The following is an 18,532-nucleotide window of genomic DNA, read 5'->3' as shown; positions in this document are numbered from 1 at the left end:
CGACAGAAGAGGTGACAACGATGATCGATCACAAGACAGGCACCAGGGAAGAGTGGCTCGCGGCCCGGTTGGAGCTGCTCGAGGCCGAGAAGGCGCTGACGCGGCGCAGCGACGACGTGGCACGGCAACGGCAGGAGCTGCCCTGGGTCCGCATCGACAAGCAGTACACCTTCGCGACCGACGACGGCGACGCGTCCCTGGCCGACCTCTTCGCGGGTCGCTCGCAGCTGCTCGTCTACCACTTCATGTTCGGCCCCGACTACGAGGCCGGATGCCCGTCCTGCTCGGCGATCGCGGACGGCTTCGACGGCTCCGTCGTCCACCTCGCCAATCACGACGTCACCCTGTACGCCGTGTCGCAGGCTCCGCTGCCGAAACTGCAGGCGTTCAAGCAGCGGATGGGCTGGAGCTTTCCCTGGGCGTCCTCGTTCGGCGGCGAGTTCAACCACGACTTCCACGTGACGCACACCAAGGAGGAGTGGCAGTCCGGCGCGGTCGACTACAACTTCCGCTCGATGGATGTGCGGCCGTCGCCGTCGGGCGAGGAGCTGCCGTTCCTCAACCAGATCGCGTCGTCGGTCGGCACTGACTGGCCGACCTACCGGCAGCAGGGTCCCGGCATGAGCGCGTTCGTGCTCGACGACGGCGTCGTCTACCACACGTACTCGACCTACGAGCGGGGCGTGGACGCGCTCTGGGGCATGTACCAGTGGCTCGACCGTGCGCCGCTCGGGCGCAACGAGGCCGGCTTCTGGTGGCGCCGCCACGACGAGTACGACACCGAGTGAACCGCGGGCGGGTCGTCGAGCGACCTGCCGGCTGACGGGGGAACGCGGTCGGGCTGGTGACCTCACCAGCCCGACCGCGTTGTGCTGCGAGCGCTCCCGCCGGTCGGCGGGAACCTACGCGGCTGCGCTGCCGGGCAGCGTGCCCAGGCAGGACCACTGGACGGTGACGGGCCGGTAGCCCAGGCGGGCGTTGACGGCGAGCATCGGCGCGTTCGACTCGTCGTTGGAGGTGTACGCGGCCGTCACGCCGCGGGCGGCGGCCCGGTGCAGCGCGACCGTCTTCGCCAGCCGGGCCAGGCCGCGGCCGCGGTGCTCGGGCAGCGTCGCGGTCATGTCCGACCACATCCGCTCCCCGTCGCGCTTGACCAGCGTGAACGCCACGATCTGCCCGCCGTCGACGACGGCGACGCTGGCATCCTTGTCCAGCCCCAGGTTGTCCCACACCTCGTAGCGCCAGGTGTCGAAGGAGATCGCGTCCGAGGGCACGTCGCCGGGCTCGTCGGAGCTGGCCGCGACGTACGCGGTGTAGAGCACGTGCTCGTCCAGCCCGGACAGCGGCACGACCGTGACCCCGGGCGGCGCGGCCGGGGCGGGCGGCGCCAGCCGGGTCTCCAGCATCGAGTAGCGCATCTCCCGGCTCGGGGTGAACCCGCGGGCACGGGCGAAGTCCAGCGACTCCTCCTGCGTCCAGGCGCGCACCCGCTGCACGCCGAGCGCGGACAGGTGCCGGGCGGCGGCGTCGAACAGCAGCGTGCCCGCGCCCCGGCCGCGGTGCGCCGGGTGTACGTGCAGCAGCGAGATCTCGCCGAAGTCGGCCTCGGAGGTGGTGGTGTTCCGGAACGCCGAGGTCCAGCCGATGATCCGTCCGTCGTGCTCGACCACGAACGCGATCCAGTCCCCGTCCGGTGGCTCAGCGATCATCTGCCGTGTCGAGGCGACTCCGCGCACCAGGTACGGGTACACGTCGGCGCGCAGGGCGACCACGGCCGGGGCGTCGTCAGGCAGGGCGGTGCGGATTTTCATCCGGCCATCCTGACCCGCTGCGTGGTGCTGATCAAATCGTTTGCGGGCGGTGGCCGCGGGCCGAGAGAGGTTAACCTGCGGCGGTGCCGCTGACGTTCCCCTCGCACGCCGCCCTGCCCCTGCCGCTGAAACTGTGGCGCCCCCGCTGGTTCGACGGGGTGGCACTGACGGTCGGGGCTGCCTCGCCCGATCTCGCGTACGCCCTGGACGGTTCGGGCCTGCCGGTGTTCCCGCTGTCGCACCAGTGGCCCGGTGTAATCCTGTTCTGCCTGCCGGTGACGCTGGCCGGCGCGCTGCTCGTACGCCGTTCGGCGGCCGTGGTCGCCGCACACCTGCCCCGGTGGCCCGCCGCGCTGGCGCTGCGCGACTACGGCGTGCTCGGCACGACCCGGCCGGCCTTCGCGGTCAGCGCGTTGTCGGCGCTGCTCGCCGCCGCGAGCCACCTGGTCTGGGACCGGCTCACCGAGCCCGCACCGGTGCTGGACCTGGCGTCGACCGTGGGCGGCGCGCTGGCGGCACTGGCGCTGGCCGTGCAGGTGGGCCGCCACCGGCTGCTGCGGGCCTGGCACGGCGCGCCGCCTGCCCGGCCGGTGCGGCCGGGACTGTTCTGGTCCGTGGCCACCACGGTCACCGCGGCCTCAGCGGTGGTCGCGGCACAGCTGCCCGGAGCGTTCCTGCCGCACACCACGGGTGCCCGCCTGCTGCTCGGCGTCGCCCTCGGTCTCGGGGCCGCAGCCGCGGCGACCACCCTCGCGCCACCGCGGCCGAGCGTGGCCGCTCCGGCCACGGCGAACGACTGACGTTGCGCGGGCCCCGGTCCCGTGGTCGGTGGTCGGCCGCTCCCGCCACGGCGAACGATCGACACCGCGCAGCCAGGAGTCAGGCGACGCGCAGGCTTTCGCCGTCGATGACGACGACGTCGCCGCGGTGCAGCTGGCGGCCTCGGCGCACCTCCACCTCGCCGTTCACGGTCACCTCACCGGCGGCGATGCGCAGCTTCGCCTCACCACCGGTATCGATCACGGAGGCGAGCTTCAGGAACTGGCCCAGGCGGATCATGTCATCACGGATCGGTACGTCGGTCACGCTGCCATCTTCCCCCAGAGCCGGTCCGTCGATGTCCATCGGACGTGGCCGGTGTGGTGGATCGTCAGCGCAGGTTCAGCCCGCCGTCCAGGAGGATGACCTCGCCGGTCAGGTACGAGTTGCCGATCACGGCGGCGATGAGGTCGGCGACGTCCGACGGCCGGGCCGGGCGGCGCATGGGGCTGGAGGCGTTCCACAACGCATGCGCGTCGGCCCAGTCGGCGGTGAGCGGCGTGTCGACCAGCCCGGGGGCGACGGCGTTGACCCGCACGTCGGGGCCGAGCGCGGCGGCCAGCAACCTGGTGACGTGGTTGAGAGCCGCCTTGCTGGCGGCGTACGCGATCGAACTGCCCTTCGGGCGGACGCCCGCGTGGCTGGTCACGTTCACGACGCAGCCGTTCGACTCCCGGAGCGCGGGCAGGGCCGCCGTGCAGAGCAGCCAGGGCGCGATGAGGTTGACGTCGAGCAGCCGACGCCAGTCGGCGGCCGTCAGCGCGTCCAGGTCCGCGTGCGGGACCGGCCAGCTGATGCCCGCGTTGTTCACCAGCACGTCGAGCCGTCCGTGTTCGGCCAGCACCCGCGGGACCAGCCCGGCGGCGGCCTCGTCGTCGGCCAGGTCGGCCTGCTGATAGGTCCCGCCGAGTTCGGCGGCCAGCGCGGTGCCGGCCGCCCGGCTCGACCGCGAATGGATCACCACGGTCATCCCGTCCGCCGCGAGCCGCCGCGCGGTCGCCGCCCCGATGCCCGACGCCGACCCGGTCACCAACGCCACCTGCTGCATCCGGCCACCCTAGTCAGCGCCCCGGCCGCATGCCGATCACCCCGTCGGCGTTGCCCAGGCATCGCATGCCGTCAGCCCCGTGTGGGCCGTCAGATCGCGGTGAGGAACGTGTGCAGCGCCCGGTGGTAAGGCACGATCGTGGTGAGGTCGGCGTACTCGTCTGGGCCGTGCAGGCCCGCGCCGCCGATGCCGAAGATCACCGCGTCGACGCCGCGCTGGGAGTAGAAGCGCCCGTCGGCGGCGCCGTGCTTGCGCAGGAAGCCCGCCGGGTAGCCCTGCGCCCGTGCCGCCTGCTGCAGGGCCGTCACCTCGGGCCGGTCCCGGTCGGCATGGTGCGGGGCGTCGGCGTGCTCGACCGCCACCGTGATGCCCGGCCCGCAGATCTCGCTCAGGTGCGCGGCGATCTGCTCGGCGGTGCGCCCGTCGAAGCCGGGCTCGCCGGGCGGGAAGCGGATGTCCAGCCAGGCTTCGGCCAGTGCCGGGACCTGGTTGAACGCGGTGTTCGGGGTGTCCAGCCGGGCCAGGTTCACGGTCGTCGCCCACGCCTCCGAGGTCGGCAGCGGATACGCCGCGTGCAGCGCCCGGACCGCGTCCGTCAACCGCAGCAGCGCGTTGTCGCCCTGCCACGGGTACGCGCTGTGTGCCGCGCGCCCGGTCGCGGTCAGCCGGGCCTGCAGGATGCCCTTCGAGTCGGTGACGATCTCCAGCCCGCTGAACTCGCCGATCACCACGAACTGCCCGGTGACGCCCTGCTCCAGCTGGTGCAGGGTGCCGTTGCGCCCGCCGATCTCCTCGTCGGTGACCAGCTGCAACGCCAGCGGGTACGGCAGTGTCGGGGCGAGTTCGGCGAACACGTGCGCCATCACCAGCGCCGAGATCTTCATGTCCTGCGCGCCGCGGGCGTACAGGCGATCGCCCTCGCGGCGCGGCGTGAACTGCTCCGGCGCGGCGGGCACCACGTCCAGGTGCCCGTTGAGGATCACCCGGAAGGCGGGCCGGCCCGCGCCGGTGTCGCGGTAGAGCAGCGCGCTCGGCTTGCCCGCGGACTCGAAACGCTCCACGGCGAAGCCCGGTCCGACCGCGTCGAGGACGAGGTCCAGCGCACGGTGCAGCTGGTCGGGACGGTCGGCGGTCGACGGCACGGCGAGCAGCGCCTCGGCCGTACGCAGAAAGGGCTCCAGCTCCACCCCGTCATCCTGCCGCACGGGGCCACGCCGGGCATACTGCTGACGTGATCGGTTCATGATGGTGGGCACGCTCGGAGAGCTGCGGCGCTTCCCGGTCAAGTCGCTGCTCGGGGAGACGCTCACCGAGGCGGTGGTGCAGTCGCGCGGGCTCGCCGGAGACCGCCGCTGGGCGGTGCGCGGCGCGGACGGGCGCTTCGGCAGCGGCAAGAGCACCCGCCGGTTCCGCCAGATGGACGGGCTGTTCCAGCTGGCCGCGCACTACGACGGCGCGGTGCCGGTGCTGAGCTTCCCGTCCGGCGCGCGGCTGCGCGGCGACGATCCGGCGGTGCATGCGACGCTGAGCCGGCACGTCGGCGAGCCGGTGACGCTGACCGCCGAGGAGGACGTGTCGCACTTCGACGAGGGCCCGCTGCACGTGCTGACCACCGCCTCGCTGCGCCACCTGGGCGCGCTGCTGGGCGGTCCGGTCGACCCCCGGCGCTTCCGCGCCAACCTGCTGGTCGACGTGCCCGGCGCGGACGCGCGGCTGGAGGACGGCTGGCCGGGGCGGGCCCTGCACGTCGGCGACGAGGTGGTGCTGCGGGTGGTCCGCCGGATGCCCCGCTGCGTGATGGTCAACAACGCGCAGGACGACCTGCCGCACGACGGCCGGATCCTGCGCGCCGTCGCCACCGCGGACGAGCTGACGTTCGGGGTGCTGGCTCACGTCGAGCGCGCGGGCACGGTCCGGTTCGGCGATCCTGTCGTACTGCGCGGATAGCATCGCGGCGATGGACGCACTACAGCTGGCCTCGTGGCGCATGCACAACCTCGGCCTGCACGCCACGATCGACGCCACGCCCCAGGACGTGGTCGGCCGGCTGGGCGCGGTGCAGTCCCAGGACTACGGCCCGGCAACCTGGTCGGTTGGTGAACGCATCACGGCGGCCCAGGAGGACCGGGTGCACCGGGACTTCGCTGCCGGCGCCCTGCTGCGAACCCACGCCCTACGGCCGACCTGGCATTTCCTCACCCCGGACGACATCGGCTGGGTGCTGGCGCTGACCGGCCCGCGGGTGCACCAGCTCAACGGGTACATCTACCGCCAGCTCGGCCTCGACGAGCAGGTGCGGGCGCGGTGCGACGCGATGCTGATCGAGGCGCTGACAGGCACGCAGCTCACGCGCAAGGAGTTGACCGCGCTGTTCCAGGCGGCGGGCATCGGCACCGAGGGCTTCCGGATGGCGTACATCCTGATGAATGCCGAGCTCAACGGCCTGATCTGCAGCGGAGCGATGAAGGGCAAGCAGCACACGTACGCGCTGCTGGCCGAGCGCGCACCGCAGGCCCGGACCCTGGACCCCGACGAGGCGCTCGCCGAGCTGACCCTGCGCTACTTCACCAGCCACGGTCCGGCCACCGTGAAGGACTTCCGGTGGTGGTCCAGCCTCACCCAGGCCGAGATCCGCCGCGGCCTGGACATGGTCCGCGGGCAACTGGCAAGCCTGGACGTGGACGGACTGACCTACTGGTTCGCCGGGGAGCCGCTGCAGCCGCCCACCCCGGTCGGTCCGGTCGCGCACCTGCTGCAGGGCTATGACGAATACATCGTGGGCTACACCGAGAGCAAGCACCTGCTCAACCTCGGCGGGGTGGGCGGCGGGCAGCGCCTGGACCGGCCCGTCTACAACGGCGTGCTGATCATCGACAGCCAGGTCGCCGGGCACTGGAAGCGCACGGTCGGCCGCACCGAGGTCGCCATCGAGGTGCTGGTCTACGCTCCGCTCGACCCGGACCGGGCCGCGGCGGTGCAGGCCGCCGCCGACCACCACGGCCGCTTCCTCGGCCTGCCCGGCACTGTCACCGCGACCGTGCTCTGAGTCAGATGCCGTGCGCGACCGGGCCGATGACTCTCGGGTCGGCGAGTCCGGCCGCCGCGGCCAGCCAGGGTGCGCGTAGCTCGCCGTGCCTGCCGTCATGCACCCATACGGTATGCCGCCCGGTCACGACGTCGCTCCACGGCTCGTCCGTGTTGAAGGTGATCTCCACGCCGCCGTGCTTGAGGCTCGCCGGCAGGTCCAGGTCGGGCAGCGCCGGCCAGTCGACCTCCCAGTGCAGGTGTCCCGGGTCGGTCCGCACCGCTGCGACGAGTTCCCGGTCGGCCTCGCCGGGGGTGGAACGCGCCAACTGCACCGCCACCCGCACCGGCGGCACCGCGCGCAACGGCTCCGCCGACCGCGGGTCCACGCAGTACACGGTGCTCGTGCCGTCGTCCCAGTCGCGCGCCTCGATGAGCCGCTCGACGCCCTGGACGCCGAGCGCGTCGAGCAGCACCGCAGCCAGCTCCGGCGTGGTCTCCGCCTGGCACTGCGCGCCGGGCACACGGTGGTAGCGGGCCAGGTCGTGGCTGCTCGTCCAGACGCACGCGGCTACGTGGCGGACCGCGATGGCGAGCGATACCAGCCGCTGGGCCAACCCGTACGCCTCCGCGGAGTCCTCGGTCCGCAGCAATGGGTACATCCGTGAGTTGCTCATGCGACCTCCGCCCTCGACGCGGCCTCCGGCCAGGGACGCGACGAGATCACCCGCGTACCGCGCCCGAGTTCCGGTCGGCCATCAGCCCGGCGGTCTCGACGGCCTCGAAGTCGGATCCCTGCAGGTTCTTCAGCGCGCGCAACGCGTCGTTGGACCAGCGGTCGTCCGGCGCGCCGGACAGGTACCAGGGCGAGCCGTTGTCGGCGACGATCACGCCGTACTTCTTCATCGCCTCGGCGATGACCCGGGCCTGCTTGGGCATCTTCGAGATGTCGACGCTCGCCTTCAGGCGCAGCCGCAGGCCCATCGGCGGCAGTGAGGCGTCGCCGGAGTTCGAGGCGGCGTGGCGGGCGGGCCAGACGTAGGTGTTGCGTGAGCGCGGCACGGTGATGCGCAGCGCGTGGGTGATGCGCCCGGCGGCGACCTCTTCGTAGCGGACCAGCCCGGCGAAGATGGACAGCCCAGCCGCGTCGGCCGAGGTCCAGCCCGCGGGGCGCAACTTGTGGGAACGCAGGTCGTAGATCGCGCCGGAGCCGGCCCGCCAGCCCGAACCGGACGGGTAGGCGGCGTACAGCTCGTACACCTTGCAGGCCGCGGCGTCATACAGGATGACGTGGCGGTCGCCGTCGCTGCCGCGCCCGCCCTCGACCTTGGCGTCGGCGGGTACGGGGTAGGGGCCCTTGTCGCTCTCGCCCGCGTACTCGAAGCTGACCTTGACGGTCTTCTGGCCGGGCTTGACCGTCGTGACGGGAATGCCGATCGGCGCGCCGTCCCACAGGCCTGCGCCGAAGTCGGGGTGCATGTGGGCGGCGGCGCCGATGCTGTTCACGAGCGTGCCCGACGAGCGGTGCACGGGCAGCTTCGACACGTCGGCGCGCCACACGCTGTTCGCGGGGAACACCCCGCACGGCCCGGCGGTGGGGGAGGCCGACGCCGCGGCGCTGGGGCCGGCGGCCACCGAGGCCGAGGCCGTTGGCGTGGCCGTGCCAGAGGGCGTCACGAATGCCGGATCGGACGGTCCCGCAGCGCCGGGAGCGGTGCTGCCGCAGGCGGCGAGTCCGAGCACGGCGGCCAGGACGGTCAGCCGCAGCGGCACCGCGGCGAGAGATCGTGAGAGCACGCGCAGAATGTAGTGCCACTCCGCGGTGAGGGCACAGCCCACTGCCCTGTTGCAGGGATTATGGCCGGTAGGTGAGGTTTGTCCGCGTAGCCTCGGTACATGCTCAAAGCCGCACGCGCGCTGTCGTGGTGGGCACTGATCCCGCCGCTGTGCGTGATCGTGCTCGTGGCGGCGTGGGGGCACAAGGTCGGCGGCGTGGGCCTGGTGGTGGTCGGCATAGCGCTGGTCGCCGCCGTCGTGGTGGCCGTGCACCACGCGGAGATCGTCGCGCACCACGTCGGCGAGCCGTTCGGCACGCTCATCCTGGCCGTCGCGGTGACCGCGATCGAGGTCGGCCTGATCATCATGCTGATGACCTCCGGCCCGGAAGGACCCTCCACGCTCGCCCGGGACACCGTCTTCGCGGCATTCATGATCGTGTGCAACGGCGTGGTAGGACTCTGCCTGCTGGTCGGCGGCCTGCGGCACCGCGAGGTCGAGTTCCACGTGGAGGGTGTCACCGCCACCCTGGCCACCCTCAGCACCGTCGCCGTCCTGGCGCTGGTATTGCCGTCGTTCACCACCAGCAGCCCCGGGCCAACCTACTCCGGGCCGCAGCTCGCCTTCGCCGGCACCGCCTCGCTGGTGCTGTACGCGTCCTTCGTCTTCGTGCAGACGATCCGGCACCGCCACTACTTTCTGCCGCTGGAGACCGACGACGAGGAGCACGAGGCGGGACCCGGTCCCAAGGCGGCCGCGGTCAGCCTGTTCATGCTGCTGCTGTGCCTCGTCGCCGTGGTCGGCCTGGCGAAGGTCGAGTCACCGGCGATCGAGCATTTCGTGGCGGTCGCGGGCGCGCCCCGTGCGGTGGTCGGCGTTGTCATCGCCCTGCTGGTGCTGCTGCCGGAGACCGCGGCGGCGGTCCGGGCCGCCTCCCGCAACAAGATCCAGACCAGCTTCAACCTGGCCCTGGGCTCGGCGGTGGCCAGCATCGGCCTGACCATCCCGGCGATCGCCATCGCCTCGATCTGGCTGCAGAACACGCTCGTGCTCGGCCTCGACCCTAAGGACATGGTGCTGCTCGCGATCACGGTCGTGGTCACCACGCTGACCGTCGCGCCCGGCCGGGCCACCCTGATGCAGGGCATGGTGCATCTGACCATCTTCGGCGCCTTCCTGTTCCTCTCCTTCGTCCCGTAGCCGTCACTGGATGTCGAGCAGGTACGGCGTGCCGGGACAGCTCAGGCAGGCGAAGATGCGCAGGTCCGCGCGGCGGCCGACGGTGACGCCGGTCGGCTCGTCGGCAGCCGTCCACGCCGGATCGGCCGGTGACGGCACGAGGTGTGCCTCCTCGACGGTGCGCCACACGCCGCCGGCGGACTCGCGCGACGCGATGGTGAGCACCAGCTCCATCGGGTCTGCACAACCGTCGCAGACCATGGGCTTCAGCTCGCTGACGTCCCAGCGTGCACAGCCGCCCGCCTTCCACCCGGTGGCCTGCGACAGGTGGAAGTACAGGTGTTCAGGGTGCTGCCGCATGTCGTCGTGGTCGCGCACCCGGCGGCCGAGCTCTTCGGGCAGCTCCTGCCACCACGGATACTCGACGACCTGCTCCGGGTGCAGCACACAGGGACGGACGGTGTACTCCTGCGCGGCTTGCACCGTCGGCGCGGGCGCGGCGGCGCGGACCTCGCCGACATCGGTAGCCCGCCGCCAGCGCAGCTGCACTGCGGCACCGTACTGGTGACGCTCCTCGTGGTGGTCGTGCGGGCACCAGAGCACCTGCAGCAGGTCCATGCCGGACGGCATCGGCAGGTCCGGGACATCTGCCGCGTGCAACTGCACCACCGGCCGCAGCGGGCTCGCTGCTGTCTCCATGCGCTCCACGTGCGCGATGACATACGTGCCGCCGTCCCGCTGCACTACGCCGAAGAATCCCGGAATCTCCCGCGCCACCAGGTAGCGGTCGTAGGAGGACCGCCGCAGACGCGCGGCCAGCTCCGGCGACGCAAGGGTCTCCTCCTCCACCCGATGCGGGCCCGCGCACGTCGGCCACGCCTCGCCGGCCGGCCATAACAGGGGTCCGCCGACGTGGCTCCCGGTGATCTCGGGTGCACCGGGCCGCGGGTGCAACCGCGTCGCAGTCCGCGCAAACGCCGCCAGCCCAGGAAACAGCTCGACCAGATCCAGCGGCCGTGCCCGGCTCGTCAGTCCCACAGGCAGATCGTATTCACGCGGTACGACGCCCACCCATGATCACGACGACCTTGCGTGAACTGTTGCCCTTTCGCGGCATACGAGTGTGTCGTACCCGCTGTCCACGCGAGATCGTCGCCACGCGGGGCGGGGGTCAGGGTTTCAGGCGGGTTACGGCTTCGGTGATGACTTCGGGGCGTTTGCAGAAGGCGAAGCGGATCAGGTGGCGACCGGCGTCCGTGTCGTCGTAGAAGACCTGGGACGGGATCGCGACCACGCCGCTGCGCTCGGGCAGGCCGAGGCAGAACTCGACGCCGTCGGTGCCGCCCAGCGGGCGGATGTCGGTGGTGATGAAGTAGGTGCCCTCGGCCTGGAGCACGCCGAAACCGGCGTCGACGAGCCCGGCCCGGAGCTGGTCGCGCTGGGCCTGCAGACCGGCGGTGAAGCCCGTGAAGTAGGAGTCGGGCAGGCCCAGTGCGACCGCGACGGCGGGCTGCAGCGGCCCGGCGTTGACGAAGGTCAGGAACTGTTTGACCCGCAGCACCGCCGACACCAGCGCCGCCGGTCCGCTGGCCCAGCCGACCTTCCAGCCGGTGCACGAGAACGTCTTGCCGGCCGACGAGATGCGCAGGGTGCGCTCGCGCATGCCGGGCAGCGTCGCCAGCGGGATGTGCGGCGACCCGGCGTCGTCGAAGACCAGGTGCTCGTAGACCTCGTCGGTGACGGCATACGCGCCGAACTCCTGGCACAGGTCGGCGACGAGCTGGAGTTCCTCGCGGGTGAACACCTTGCCGGTCGGGTTGTGCGGCGAGTTGAGCAGCACCAGCCTGGTGCGGGGGCCGAACGCGGCGCGCAGCTGGTCGGGGTCGAACGCGTAGCGCCCGTCGGGGCCGGGGCGCAGCGTCACCGGGCGGCGGGTCGCCCGCGCCAGCGCGATGCTCGCGGCGTACGAGTCGTAGTAGGGCTCGAAGCAGACCACCTCGTCGCCGGGCTCGCACAGGGCGAGGATCGCCGCCGCGATCGCCTCGGTGGCTCCGGCGGTGACGACGACCTCGCCGTCCGGGTCGTACTCGAGCCCCCAGAACCGCCGCTGGTGTGCGGCGACGGCCTCGCGCAGCACCGGCATGCCCGGCCCCGGCGGGTACTGGTTGAACCCGCCGCGCAGCGCGACGGCGGCCGCGTCCAGCATCTCGGCGGGCCCGTCGGTGTCGGGGAAGCCCTGGCCGAGGTTGACCGCCCCGGTCTTCATGGCGAGCGCCGACATGGTCGCGAAGATGGTCGTGCCGAACGGGCGCATCCGCTCCACGAGCGGATCGTCCCCGGAGAAGCCAGCCGTCATGGCCCCATCTTCGCCCACCCCGCACGGGCCGTCCCCGCCGCGGTCGCGGGTCAGCCTGCTGTTTCGGGGAAACTGCAGGCACCGCGTGGCTGATTGCGGCAGTTTCCCCGAAACTGCACCAGGGAGCATCACGACGGGCTCGTTTCAGCAGGGTGCGCCGACGGGGATGCGGGCGAGGGTCTCGCGGTCGCCGGAGCGGACCCGCAGCGGTAGGCAGCGCGGCTTGTCGACGGTGTACCCGCCGGCGAACGCGTACCAGCCGGGCACGTCGTAGATGTCGGGGCAGAACACGCGGATGCGGGTGACCGCCGTGCCCGGGCTGTTGCCCCAGCCGATCGTCGACGTCAGGGCCGCCTCGCCGACGATCTCGAGGTCGACGGGTGTGCCGGGCCGCACCACCAGGCCCTGCTTGGCCCACCACCGGCCGTCGACCGGGGTGACCTGCAGTTGCCGCCCGACCGGCAGCGCGACCGCGTCGAGCAGCACCGGCAGTTGCGCCGCCGGGCTGGGTTCGACGCCGATCACGTGGTCGCAGGACACGCGGGCCACGCCGTCGTCGGGGAACGGCGTCGCGGCCGGTGAGCTCGTCGGGCCGGTGGTGGGCGCGGTCGACGGGCCGGGGGATGGCACGGTCGTGGTGCACGCGGCGAGGACCACCACCGGGAGCAGGGCGAGCAGGCGTCTCATGCCGCACACGAGTCTCGGTGGGGGCGAGGGGTTCCCGGGACGGCCCGCCGGGACGCCCCGCCCGCAGGTTGCGGGCTGTCGACCTGCTTGCCTGTTAGCGTCGGGTGTACCGCCGCACGACTTCCGACCTGGAGAAATTCTCATGCCTTCGACCATCCGCAGGGCCGTGATCCCGGCCGCCGGGCTCGGCTCCCGGCTGCTGCCCCTGACCAAGGCCATCCCCAAGGAGATGCTGCCCGTCGGCGACAAGCCGGTGATCGAGCACACCGTACGCGAGCTGGTGGCCTCCGGCATCACGGACATCACGATCGTGATCTCGGGTGGCAAGTCGCTGATCCAGGATCACTTCCGACCCAATCCGGCGCTGGTGGAGCAGTTGCGCGCGGACGGCAAGACCGCCTACGCCGACGCCGTCGAGGAGATCGCCGAGCTGGCGCAGCAGGGCCACATCACCTACCTCGACCAGCACGGCCCGTACGGCAACGGCACGCCGGTGCTCAACGCGGCCCGCAACTTCGACGACGAACCGATGCTGGTGCTGTGGCCCGACGACGTGTTCGTCGCCGAGGTGCCCCGCGCCCAGCAGCTGATCCGCGCGTACGAGGCGACGAACTGCCCGGTCCTGGCGCTGATGCCGATGAGCCCGGAGGACTCGCAGCGCTACGGGGTCCCGGTGGTCAAGGAGGATCTGGACGGCGGCCTGATGCGGATCACCGGCCTGATGGAGAAGCCCAAGCCGAAGGACGCGCCGTCGGCGTTCGCGGCCATCGGCGGCTACGTCGTCACCCCGGGCATCATCGACGAGCTGCGGGAGCAGACCCAGCGCTGGTACGAGCGGCGCACCGGCGAGGTCTACCTGACCGATGCGATCAACGCCTACGCGGCGACGCGGGCCGTGTACGGGCAGGTCATCTCGGGCCGCTGGTACGACACCGGCAACCCGGCCGACTACCTGGTCGCCCAGATGGCCACGGCGCTGGCGCATCCGGAGTACGGCCCGCTGCTGCGTGGACTGGCCACGGAGCTGGACGTGCCCGCCCGCCCGGACTCGGGCGTCTGAGTCTCGGCTGAGCATGGACGAGGGCCCCGGCTCGTGCCGGGGCCCTCGCTGTCGTGCGGCTCGCTCTAGAGGGTCAGCGTCCAGCTGTTGAGGTAGCCGGTGTCGGCGGAGGCGGCGTCCTGGACCCGCAGATTCCAGGTGCCGTTCTTCGCCTCGCTCGACAGGTTGACGGTGAAGGTCTGGTCGATGTTGTCGGCGCTGCCGCCGGCCCGGTTGTGCAGCACATAGAGGCTGCCGTCCGGCGCGACCAGGGTCACGACCAGGTCACCCTTGTACGTGTGCACGATGTGCACCTCGACGGTGGCGGTCGACGACGCGTTGCCCGAGCAACCCGACACGGTGATCGGGCTGTTGACGGTGCTGTTGTCCGGGATGGTCAGGTCGGTGCCGTTGGTGCCGCCGCAGGAAGGCGGGGCCCCACCGCCCAGGTTCAGCGTCCACGAGTCGATGGTGCCGGTGTCGGCCGTCGCCGCGTCCTGCACCCGCAGTTTCCAGGTGCCGTTGGCGGCCTCTCCCGACAGGTTGACCGTGTACGTCTGGTTGATGTTGTCGGCGCTGCCGCCTGCCCGGTTGTGCAGCAGGTACGTCGTGCCGTCCGGCGCGACCAGGTTCACCACCAGGTCACCGATGTAGGTGTGCAGGATGTGCACCTCGACCGTGCTGCCCGCGCCTGCGTTGCCGGTGCAGCCGGAGATGGTGATCGAGGACTCGACGGTCGCGTTGTCAGGCACCGCGACGTCGGTGGAGTTGGTGCCGGAGCAGCCGGGCGGGCCGTTGACGGTCAGGTTGAACGTCGTGGTCCGCGTCGACGACGCGCCGGTGCCGGTGATGGTGATCGCATACGTGCCGGGCGGGGTGGCCGCGGCCGTGGCGATGGCCAGCGATGAGGTGCCGCCGGCCGAGCTGATCGAAGACGGGCTGAAGGTCGCCGTCGCGCCGCTGGGCAGGCCGCTCGCGGTCAGGTTGACCGTCTGCGCGCTGCCGTTGGTCAGCGTGGACGTGATGGTGCTGGTGACCGAGCCGCCGGGGTTGACCGAACCCGACGCGGGCGCTGCCGCGAGGGAGAAGTCGTTGCCCGCCGGGCAGGCCGCGTCGCTGCCGGCCACGTTGACCGCGGTCCAGGCGGCCTGGACGGTCTTGTACTCCACCGAGCACAGGCCGTACAGGTCGGTCGCCGCCCGCAGGGTGTAGGCGCGGGCGGTGTTGGCCGGGTTGCTGGTCAGCACGTAGCGGGTGCTGGAGGTGAAGTACACGTCCAGCGCGCGGTACCAGATCTTCTCGGCCTTGGTGCGGCCGATGCCGACCACGGCCGGAGCCGAGCCGCAGACCGGGCTGGTGCCGTAGGACGTGGCGCCGGTGCCCTCGGCCAGGTTGAAGAAGAAGTGGTTGCCCGGGCCCGAGCTGTAGTGCACGTCGACGCTGTTGGTGCTGGTCGACCAGCAGCCGTGCGACGCCCCGTCGAGGGTCGGGTTGTACATGTACCGCAGCGGGGTCCCGTTGCCGTTGATATTGATCTTCTCGCCGACCTGGTAGTCACCGGGGTCGGACGGGGCGTTGGCGTAGAACTCGACCATGTTGCCGAAGATGTCCGAGGTGGCCTCGTTCAGGCCGCCGGACTCACCGGAGTAGACCAGGCCCGCCAGGGCCTCGGTGACGCCGTGGCTCATCTCGTGGCCCGCGACGTCCAGCGAGACGAGGGGGCGGCTGTTGCCCGAGCCGTCGCCGTAGGTCATCTGCGCGCCGTCCCAGAACGCGTTGACGTACGCGTTGCCGTAGTGGACGCGGCTGGGCACGCCCGCGCCGTTGCCGAAGATGCCGTTGCGGCCGTGCACGTTCTTGAAGTAGTCGAACGTCGCCGCGGCGCCGAAGTGCGCGTCCACACCGGCGGACTGCCGGTTGGAGTTGGCCCCGGTGCCCCACACGTTGTCCGCGTCGGTGAAGTTGGTGCACGTGGACGTGCCGTTGTTCATGTCGCAGGTGCGGCCGTTGCCGTGCGACGGGTCGATCATCGTGTACGTCGAACCCGACAGCGTCGTGTCCACGGTGACGGTGCCCGAGTAGAGGCTGTTGCCGGTGCCGTTCACCATCTTGACCTCGTCGAACGAGCCGATGACGGCTCCGGTCGCCGCATCGGTGATGACGTGCAGCTCGGACGGCGTCTGCTTGTCGGCCCGCATGCCGGTGACGACGGTCTCCCAGGCCAGACGGCCCTTGCCGGTGCTGGCGTCGACGAACAGCTCGGGGGAGCCGACCGCGGCCACGGTGCCGGAGAACCGGCTGCGGGCGGTCTGTGCGGCCTTGGCTGCGGTGATCTGCGGAGTGGTCGACAGGGTCAGCGGGGCCTCGAGGCCGACCGACGATCCCTTGTAGACGCCATTGGGGGCGGTGTGCACGACGAAGTCGCCGCCGTACACCCGCAGGCCGTGGAACGTGCGGGCGTAGCGCACGTGGGTGCCGCTGCTGTCGCTGACGGTGCGGTCGATGCGGTACGCGTCGCCGCCGGCGGCTCGTACGTCCGACGGGTGCTCAGCGAGGGCGCGCTCGGCGGCCGCGACGCCGACAGGCGCCGACGGGGTGCTGGGCGCCGCGTTGCCGGAGGTTGCCGACACCGACAGCATGGCGCCCACGAGTAGGGCGACACTGCCGGTCGCGAGGGTTCTTTTCACGAGTCCTCCCCGACTCAGTGGAAAGTGGCGGTAGCCACTGAGAGCTATATATATAGAAGCCGGGAGAACTTTGGAAGTGCTTCACATCCTCGGTCATCGATTAGTGAAGCTCCGGGAACGCTGCTCGGATTGCCCGTAAGGGGCGCTGTCTCGGCATCAGGTGATCGACTTGAGTGGATCGAATAGCGCCCTGTCCGGTAGGCGACTGCGCAGGAGTGGTGCCCGGCGATTGTAGAGAAAGCTTTCTAAAGCTATCTTTAGAATATGACCGACCGCCCTACCGTGGCTCTCAGCGACCCCGTCGCCCTGCGCGCGTACGCCCATCCGCTGCGCATGTCACTGGTGGGCCTGCTGCGCAGAGAGGGACCCCTCACCGCCACCCAGGCGGCGAACCTGCTCGGGGAGAGCGTGCCGAACTGCTCCTTCCACCTGCGCCAGCTCGCCAAGTACGGCCTGGTCGAACGGGTCGAGGGGGCCGACGCCCGGGAGAAGCCGTGGCAGGCCACCGCGCTGTCCACCAGCTGGGGCCGCGAGTCCGACGACACCGAGACCCGCGCCGCCGTCGACCAGCTCGACGCGGTGCTCATCCGCCGCTTCTACGAGCGCGCCCTGGCCTGGCTGGCCCGCCGCGACGCCGACCCGCCGCAGTGGCGTGCCGTCACCGGCCCCGGCGACGACCTGGCCTTCCTCACCGCCGAGGAGCTTGCCGAGCTGTCGCGCCGCATCGACGACCTCTTCGGCGAGTACCTGCCCCGCCGTACCGACCCGTCCCTGCGGCCACCCGGCGCGCGGGCGGTCCACGTCAGCTACTACGTGACCACCTTCGAACAGCCCTGACGCCCGGAGGCGCACACCCCCATGACCGCCACCGCCACCCCCGCCACCCGCCGCTGGGTGCCGCCCCTGCTGCGGCAGACCCCGTTCCGCCGCTACTGGACCGGCCAGAGCGTCGCCCTGCTCGGCGACCAGATCACCGAATTGGCGCTGCCGCTGTTCGCCGTGCTCGTCGCCCACGCCGGCCCGGCCGAGATGGGCTACCTGACCGCCGCCGCGCTCGCCCCCAACCTGCTGTTCTCGCTGCTGTTCGGCGGCTGGGCCGACCGGCGGCCGTACAAGCGCACCATCATGGTCGCGGCGGACGTCGCCCGCGCGGTCGCGCTGCTGGCCGTGCCGGTGCTGTACCTGCTGGACGCGCTCACCATGACCCAGCTCTACCTGGTCGCGTTCACCGTCGGCACGTTCAGCGTGCTGTTCGAGGTGTGCCGCACCACCCTGTTCGTGTCACTGGTGTCGCGTGAGGACTTCCTGCCCGCGAACGCGCTGCTCAACGGCTCGCGCGCGTTCTCGTCGGTGGCCGGCGCGAGCGCCGGCGGCCTGCTGGTGCGCTTGGTCGGCGCGCCGTTCGCGCTGCTGTTGGACGCGGTGTCGTTCGTGTTCTCCGCGGTGATGATCGCCAGGGTGGAGGTCACCGAGCCGACGCCGAGCGCCCGACGCGGCCTCGGGCTGCGCGAAGGCCTGTCGTTCATCGCGCGCCACCCGGTCATGCGGGCGGCCGTGAGCGCCAGCACCACCCTCAACCTGTTCAACTTCATGTACCTCGCGCTGGTCATCCTGTACGTCACGACCGAGCTGCACATCACCCCGGACGTCCTGGGCCTGGGCATGGGCCTCGCCGCCGTCGGCGCACTGATCGGCGCGGCCGTCGCGCGCAGGCTCGCCGAGCGCTTCGGCGTCGGACCCCTGTACGTCTTCGGCTACCTGATGTTCCCGGCCCCGCTCATCCTCATCCCGCTGGCCGAGGGACCGCACTGGCTGGTGCTGGCGATGGTGTTCTGCGCCGAGTTCCTCTCCGGATTCGGCGTCATGGTCCTCGACACCGCGGGCGGCTCACTGCAGGCCAGCGTCATCCCGGACGAGCTGCGGGCCCGCGTGACGGGCGCGCACCGCACCATCAACTACGGCATCCGCCCGATCGGCGCGGTCATCGGCGGTGCGCTGGGCACGGCCCTGGGCGTACGCGAGACGTTGTGGATCGCCACCATCGGCGCGCTGGCCGGCGTGCTGTGGCTGATCGTCTCACCGATCCCGCACATGCGACGGCTGTGA

Annotated in this window: 18 protein-coding genes; 8 read left to right on the top strand and 10 right to left on the bottom strand. The window is 71.5% G+C overall.

The annotated features are described in order from the left end of the window. The first annotated feature begins 20 nt into the window (after positions 1-20). Positions 21-788, top strand: a complete 768-nt coding sequence (locus tag FLL47_RS09355) for a DUF899 domain-containing protein (RefSeq protein WP_144120057.1) — start codon at positions 21-23, stop codon at positions 786-788. A gap of 114 nt (positions 789-902) precedes the next feature. On the opposite strand, the gene FLL47_RS09350 is transcribed toward FLL47_RS09355, so the two are convergent. Continuing rightward, entirely contained in the window at positions 903-1,811 is a 909-nt protein-coding gene (locus FLL47_RS09350) for a GNAT family N-acetyltransferase (protein ID WP_144120056.1), read from the bottom strand. Positions 1,812-1,894: 83 nt separating this feature from the next. Between FLL47_RS09350 and FLL47_RS09345 the strand changes: the two genes are divergently transcribed. Beyond that, positions 1,895-2,611, top strand: coding sequence for a DUF4184 family protein (locus FLL47_RS09345; protein WP_144120055.1), 717 nt, complete (start codon positions 1,895-1,897; stop codon positions 2,609-2,611). Positions 2,612-2,690: 79 nt separating this feature from the next. Here FLL47_RS09345 and FLL47_RS09340 read toward each other — a convergent pair whose 3' ends face one another. From FLL47_RS09340 to FLL47_RS09330, 3 genes are all read right to left on the bottom strand, one after another. Beyond that, positions 2,691-2,936 (bottom strand): RNA-binding S4 domain-containing protein, encoded by a 246-nt coding sequence (locus tag FLL47_RS09340; protein ID WP_144120054.1) that lies wholly within the window; start codon positions 2,934-2,936, stop codon positions 2,691-2,693. A gap of 25 nt (positions 2,937-2,961) precedes the next feature. Next, the gene (locus tag FLL47_RS09335; protein WP_144120053.1) at positions 2,962-3,678 is read right to left on the bottom strand and encodes an SDR family NAD(P)-dependent oxidoreductase; all 717 of its coding nucleotides are present in this window, start codon (positions 3,676-3,678) and stop codon (positions 2,962-2,964) included. A gap of 89 nt (positions 3,679-3,767) precedes the next feature. Next, positions 3,768-4,865: a M20 family metallopeptidase gene (locus FLL47_RS09330; RefSeq protein ID WP_246157699.1), complete on the bottom strand. Its 1,098-nt coding sequence runs from the start codon at positions 4,863-4,865 to the stop codon at positions 3,768-3,770. Between the two features lie 55 nt (positions 4,866-4,920). Here FLL47_RS09330 and FLL47_RS09325 point away from each other — a divergent pair, with 55 nt between their 5' ends. Together FLL47_RS09325 and FLL47_RS09320 are read left to right on the top strand one after the other, a co-directional pair. Continuing rightward, positions 4,921-5,625, top strand: a complete 705-nt coding sequence (locus FLL47_RS09325; protein ID WP_246157698.1) for an MOSC domain-containing protein — start codon at positions 4,921-4,923, stop codon at positions 5,623-5,625. 10 nt (positions 5,626-5,635) lie between these two features. Then, a complete protein-coding gene (locus tag FLL47_RS09320) occupies positions 5,636-6,724 on the top strand; it encodes a winged helix DNA-binding domain-containing protein (protein ID WP_144120051.1) in 1,089 nt (362 codons plus the stop codon). Between the two features lies 1 nt (position 6,725). Here the strand turns inward: FLL47_RS09320 and FLL47_RS09315 are convergent, their stop codons facing one another. Together FLL47_RS09315 and FLL47_RS09310 are read right to left on the bottom strand one after the other, a co-directional pair. Continuing rightward, entirely contained in the window at positions 6,726-7,379 is a 654-nt protein-coding gene (locus tag FLL47_RS09315) for a hypothetical protein (RefSeq protein ID WP_144120050.1), read from the bottom strand. A gap of 46 nt (positions 7,380-7,425) precedes the next feature. Next, positions 7,426-8,499 (bottom strand): hypothetical protein, encoded by a 1,074-nt coding sequence (locus FLL47_RS09310; protein ID WP_222106008.1) that lies wholly within the window; start codon positions 8,497-8,499, stop codon positions 7,426-7,428. 99 nt (positions 8,500-8,598) lie between these two features. Here FLL47_RS09310 and FLL47_RS09305 point away from each other — a divergent pair, with 99 nt between their 5' ends. Further along, positions 8,599-9,678 (top strand): calcium:cation antiporter, encoded by a 1,080-nt coding sequence (locus FLL47_RS09305; RefSeq protein ID WP_144120049.1) that lies wholly within the window; start codon positions 8,599-8,601, stop codon positions 9,676-9,678. A gap of 3 nt (positions 9,679-9,681) precedes the next feature. On the opposite strand, the gene FLL47_RS09300 is transcribed toward FLL47_RS09305, so the two are convergent. From FLL47_RS09300 to FLL47_RS09290, 3 genes are all read right to left on the bottom strand, one after another. Continuing rightward, positions 9,682-10,695, bottom strand: coding sequence for a hypothetical protein (locus tag FLL47_RS09300; protein WP_144120048.1), 1,014 nt, complete (start codon positions 10,693-10,695; stop codon positions 9,682-9,684). 133 nt (positions 10,696-10,828) lie between these two features. Then, positions 10,829-12,013 carry a pyridoxal phosphate-dependent aminotransferase gene (locus FLL47_RS09295; protein ID WP_144120047.1) on the bottom strand — a complete coding sequence of 395 codons (1,185 nt, stop codon included), beginning with the start codon at positions 12,011-12,013 and terminating at the stop codon, positions 10,829-10,831. A gap of 144 nt (positions 12,014-12,157) precedes the next feature. Further along, positions 12,158-12,700 carry a hypothetical protein gene (locus FLL47_RS09290; protein ID WP_144120046.1) on the bottom strand — a complete coding sequence of 181 codons (543 nt, stop codon included), beginning with the start codon at positions 12,698-12,700 and terminating at the stop codon, positions 12,158-12,160. Between the two features lie 142 nt (positions 12,701-12,842). On the opposite strand from FLL47_RS09290, the gene FLL47_RS09285 reads away from it, so the two are divergent. Further along, on the top strand, positions 12,843-13,760 hold the full coding sequence (locus FLL47_RS09285; protein WP_144120045.1) for a UTP--glucose-1-phosphate uridylyltransferase: 918 nt from the start codon (positions 12,843-12,845) through the stop codon (positions 13,758-13,760). A 65-nt stretch (positions 13,761-13,825) separates the two neighbouring features. Here FLL47_RS09285 and FLL47_RS09280 read toward each other — a convergent pair whose 3' ends face one another. After that, positions 13,826-16,426, bottom strand: coding sequence for a proprotein convertase P-domain-containing protein (locus FLL47_RS09280; protein WP_246157697.1), 2,601 nt, complete (start codon positions 16,424-16,426; stop codon positions 13,826-13,828). A 264-nt stretch (positions 16,427-16,690) separates the two neighbouring features. Here FLL47_RS09280 and FLL47_RS09275 point away from each other — a divergent pair, with 264 nt between their 5' ends. Together FLL47_RS09275 and FLL47_RS09270 are read left to right on the top strand one after the other, a co-directional pair. Beyond that, positions 16,691-17,263, top strand: a complete 573-nt coding sequence (locus tag FLL47_RS09275; protein WP_144120044.1) for a winged helix-turn-helix domain-containing protein — start codon at positions 16,691-16,693, stop codon at positions 17,261-17,263. Between the two features lie 21 nt (positions 17,264-17,284). Then, positions 17,285-18,532, top strand: coding sequence for an MFS transporter (locus FLL47_RS09270; RefSeq protein WP_144120043.1), 1,248 nt, complete (start codon positions 17,285-17,287; stop codon positions 18,530-18,532).

This window comes from Catellatospora sichuanensis (genome assembly GCF_007483665.1).
In the GTDB taxonomy this organism is placed as follows: Bacteria; Actinomycetota; Actinomycetes; order Mycobacteriales; family Micromonosporaceae; genus Catellatospora; species Catellatospora sichuanensis.
The sequence above is the reverse complement of the archived record's forward strand: the minus strand, read 5'-3'. Positions and strand labels throughout refer to the sequence as shown.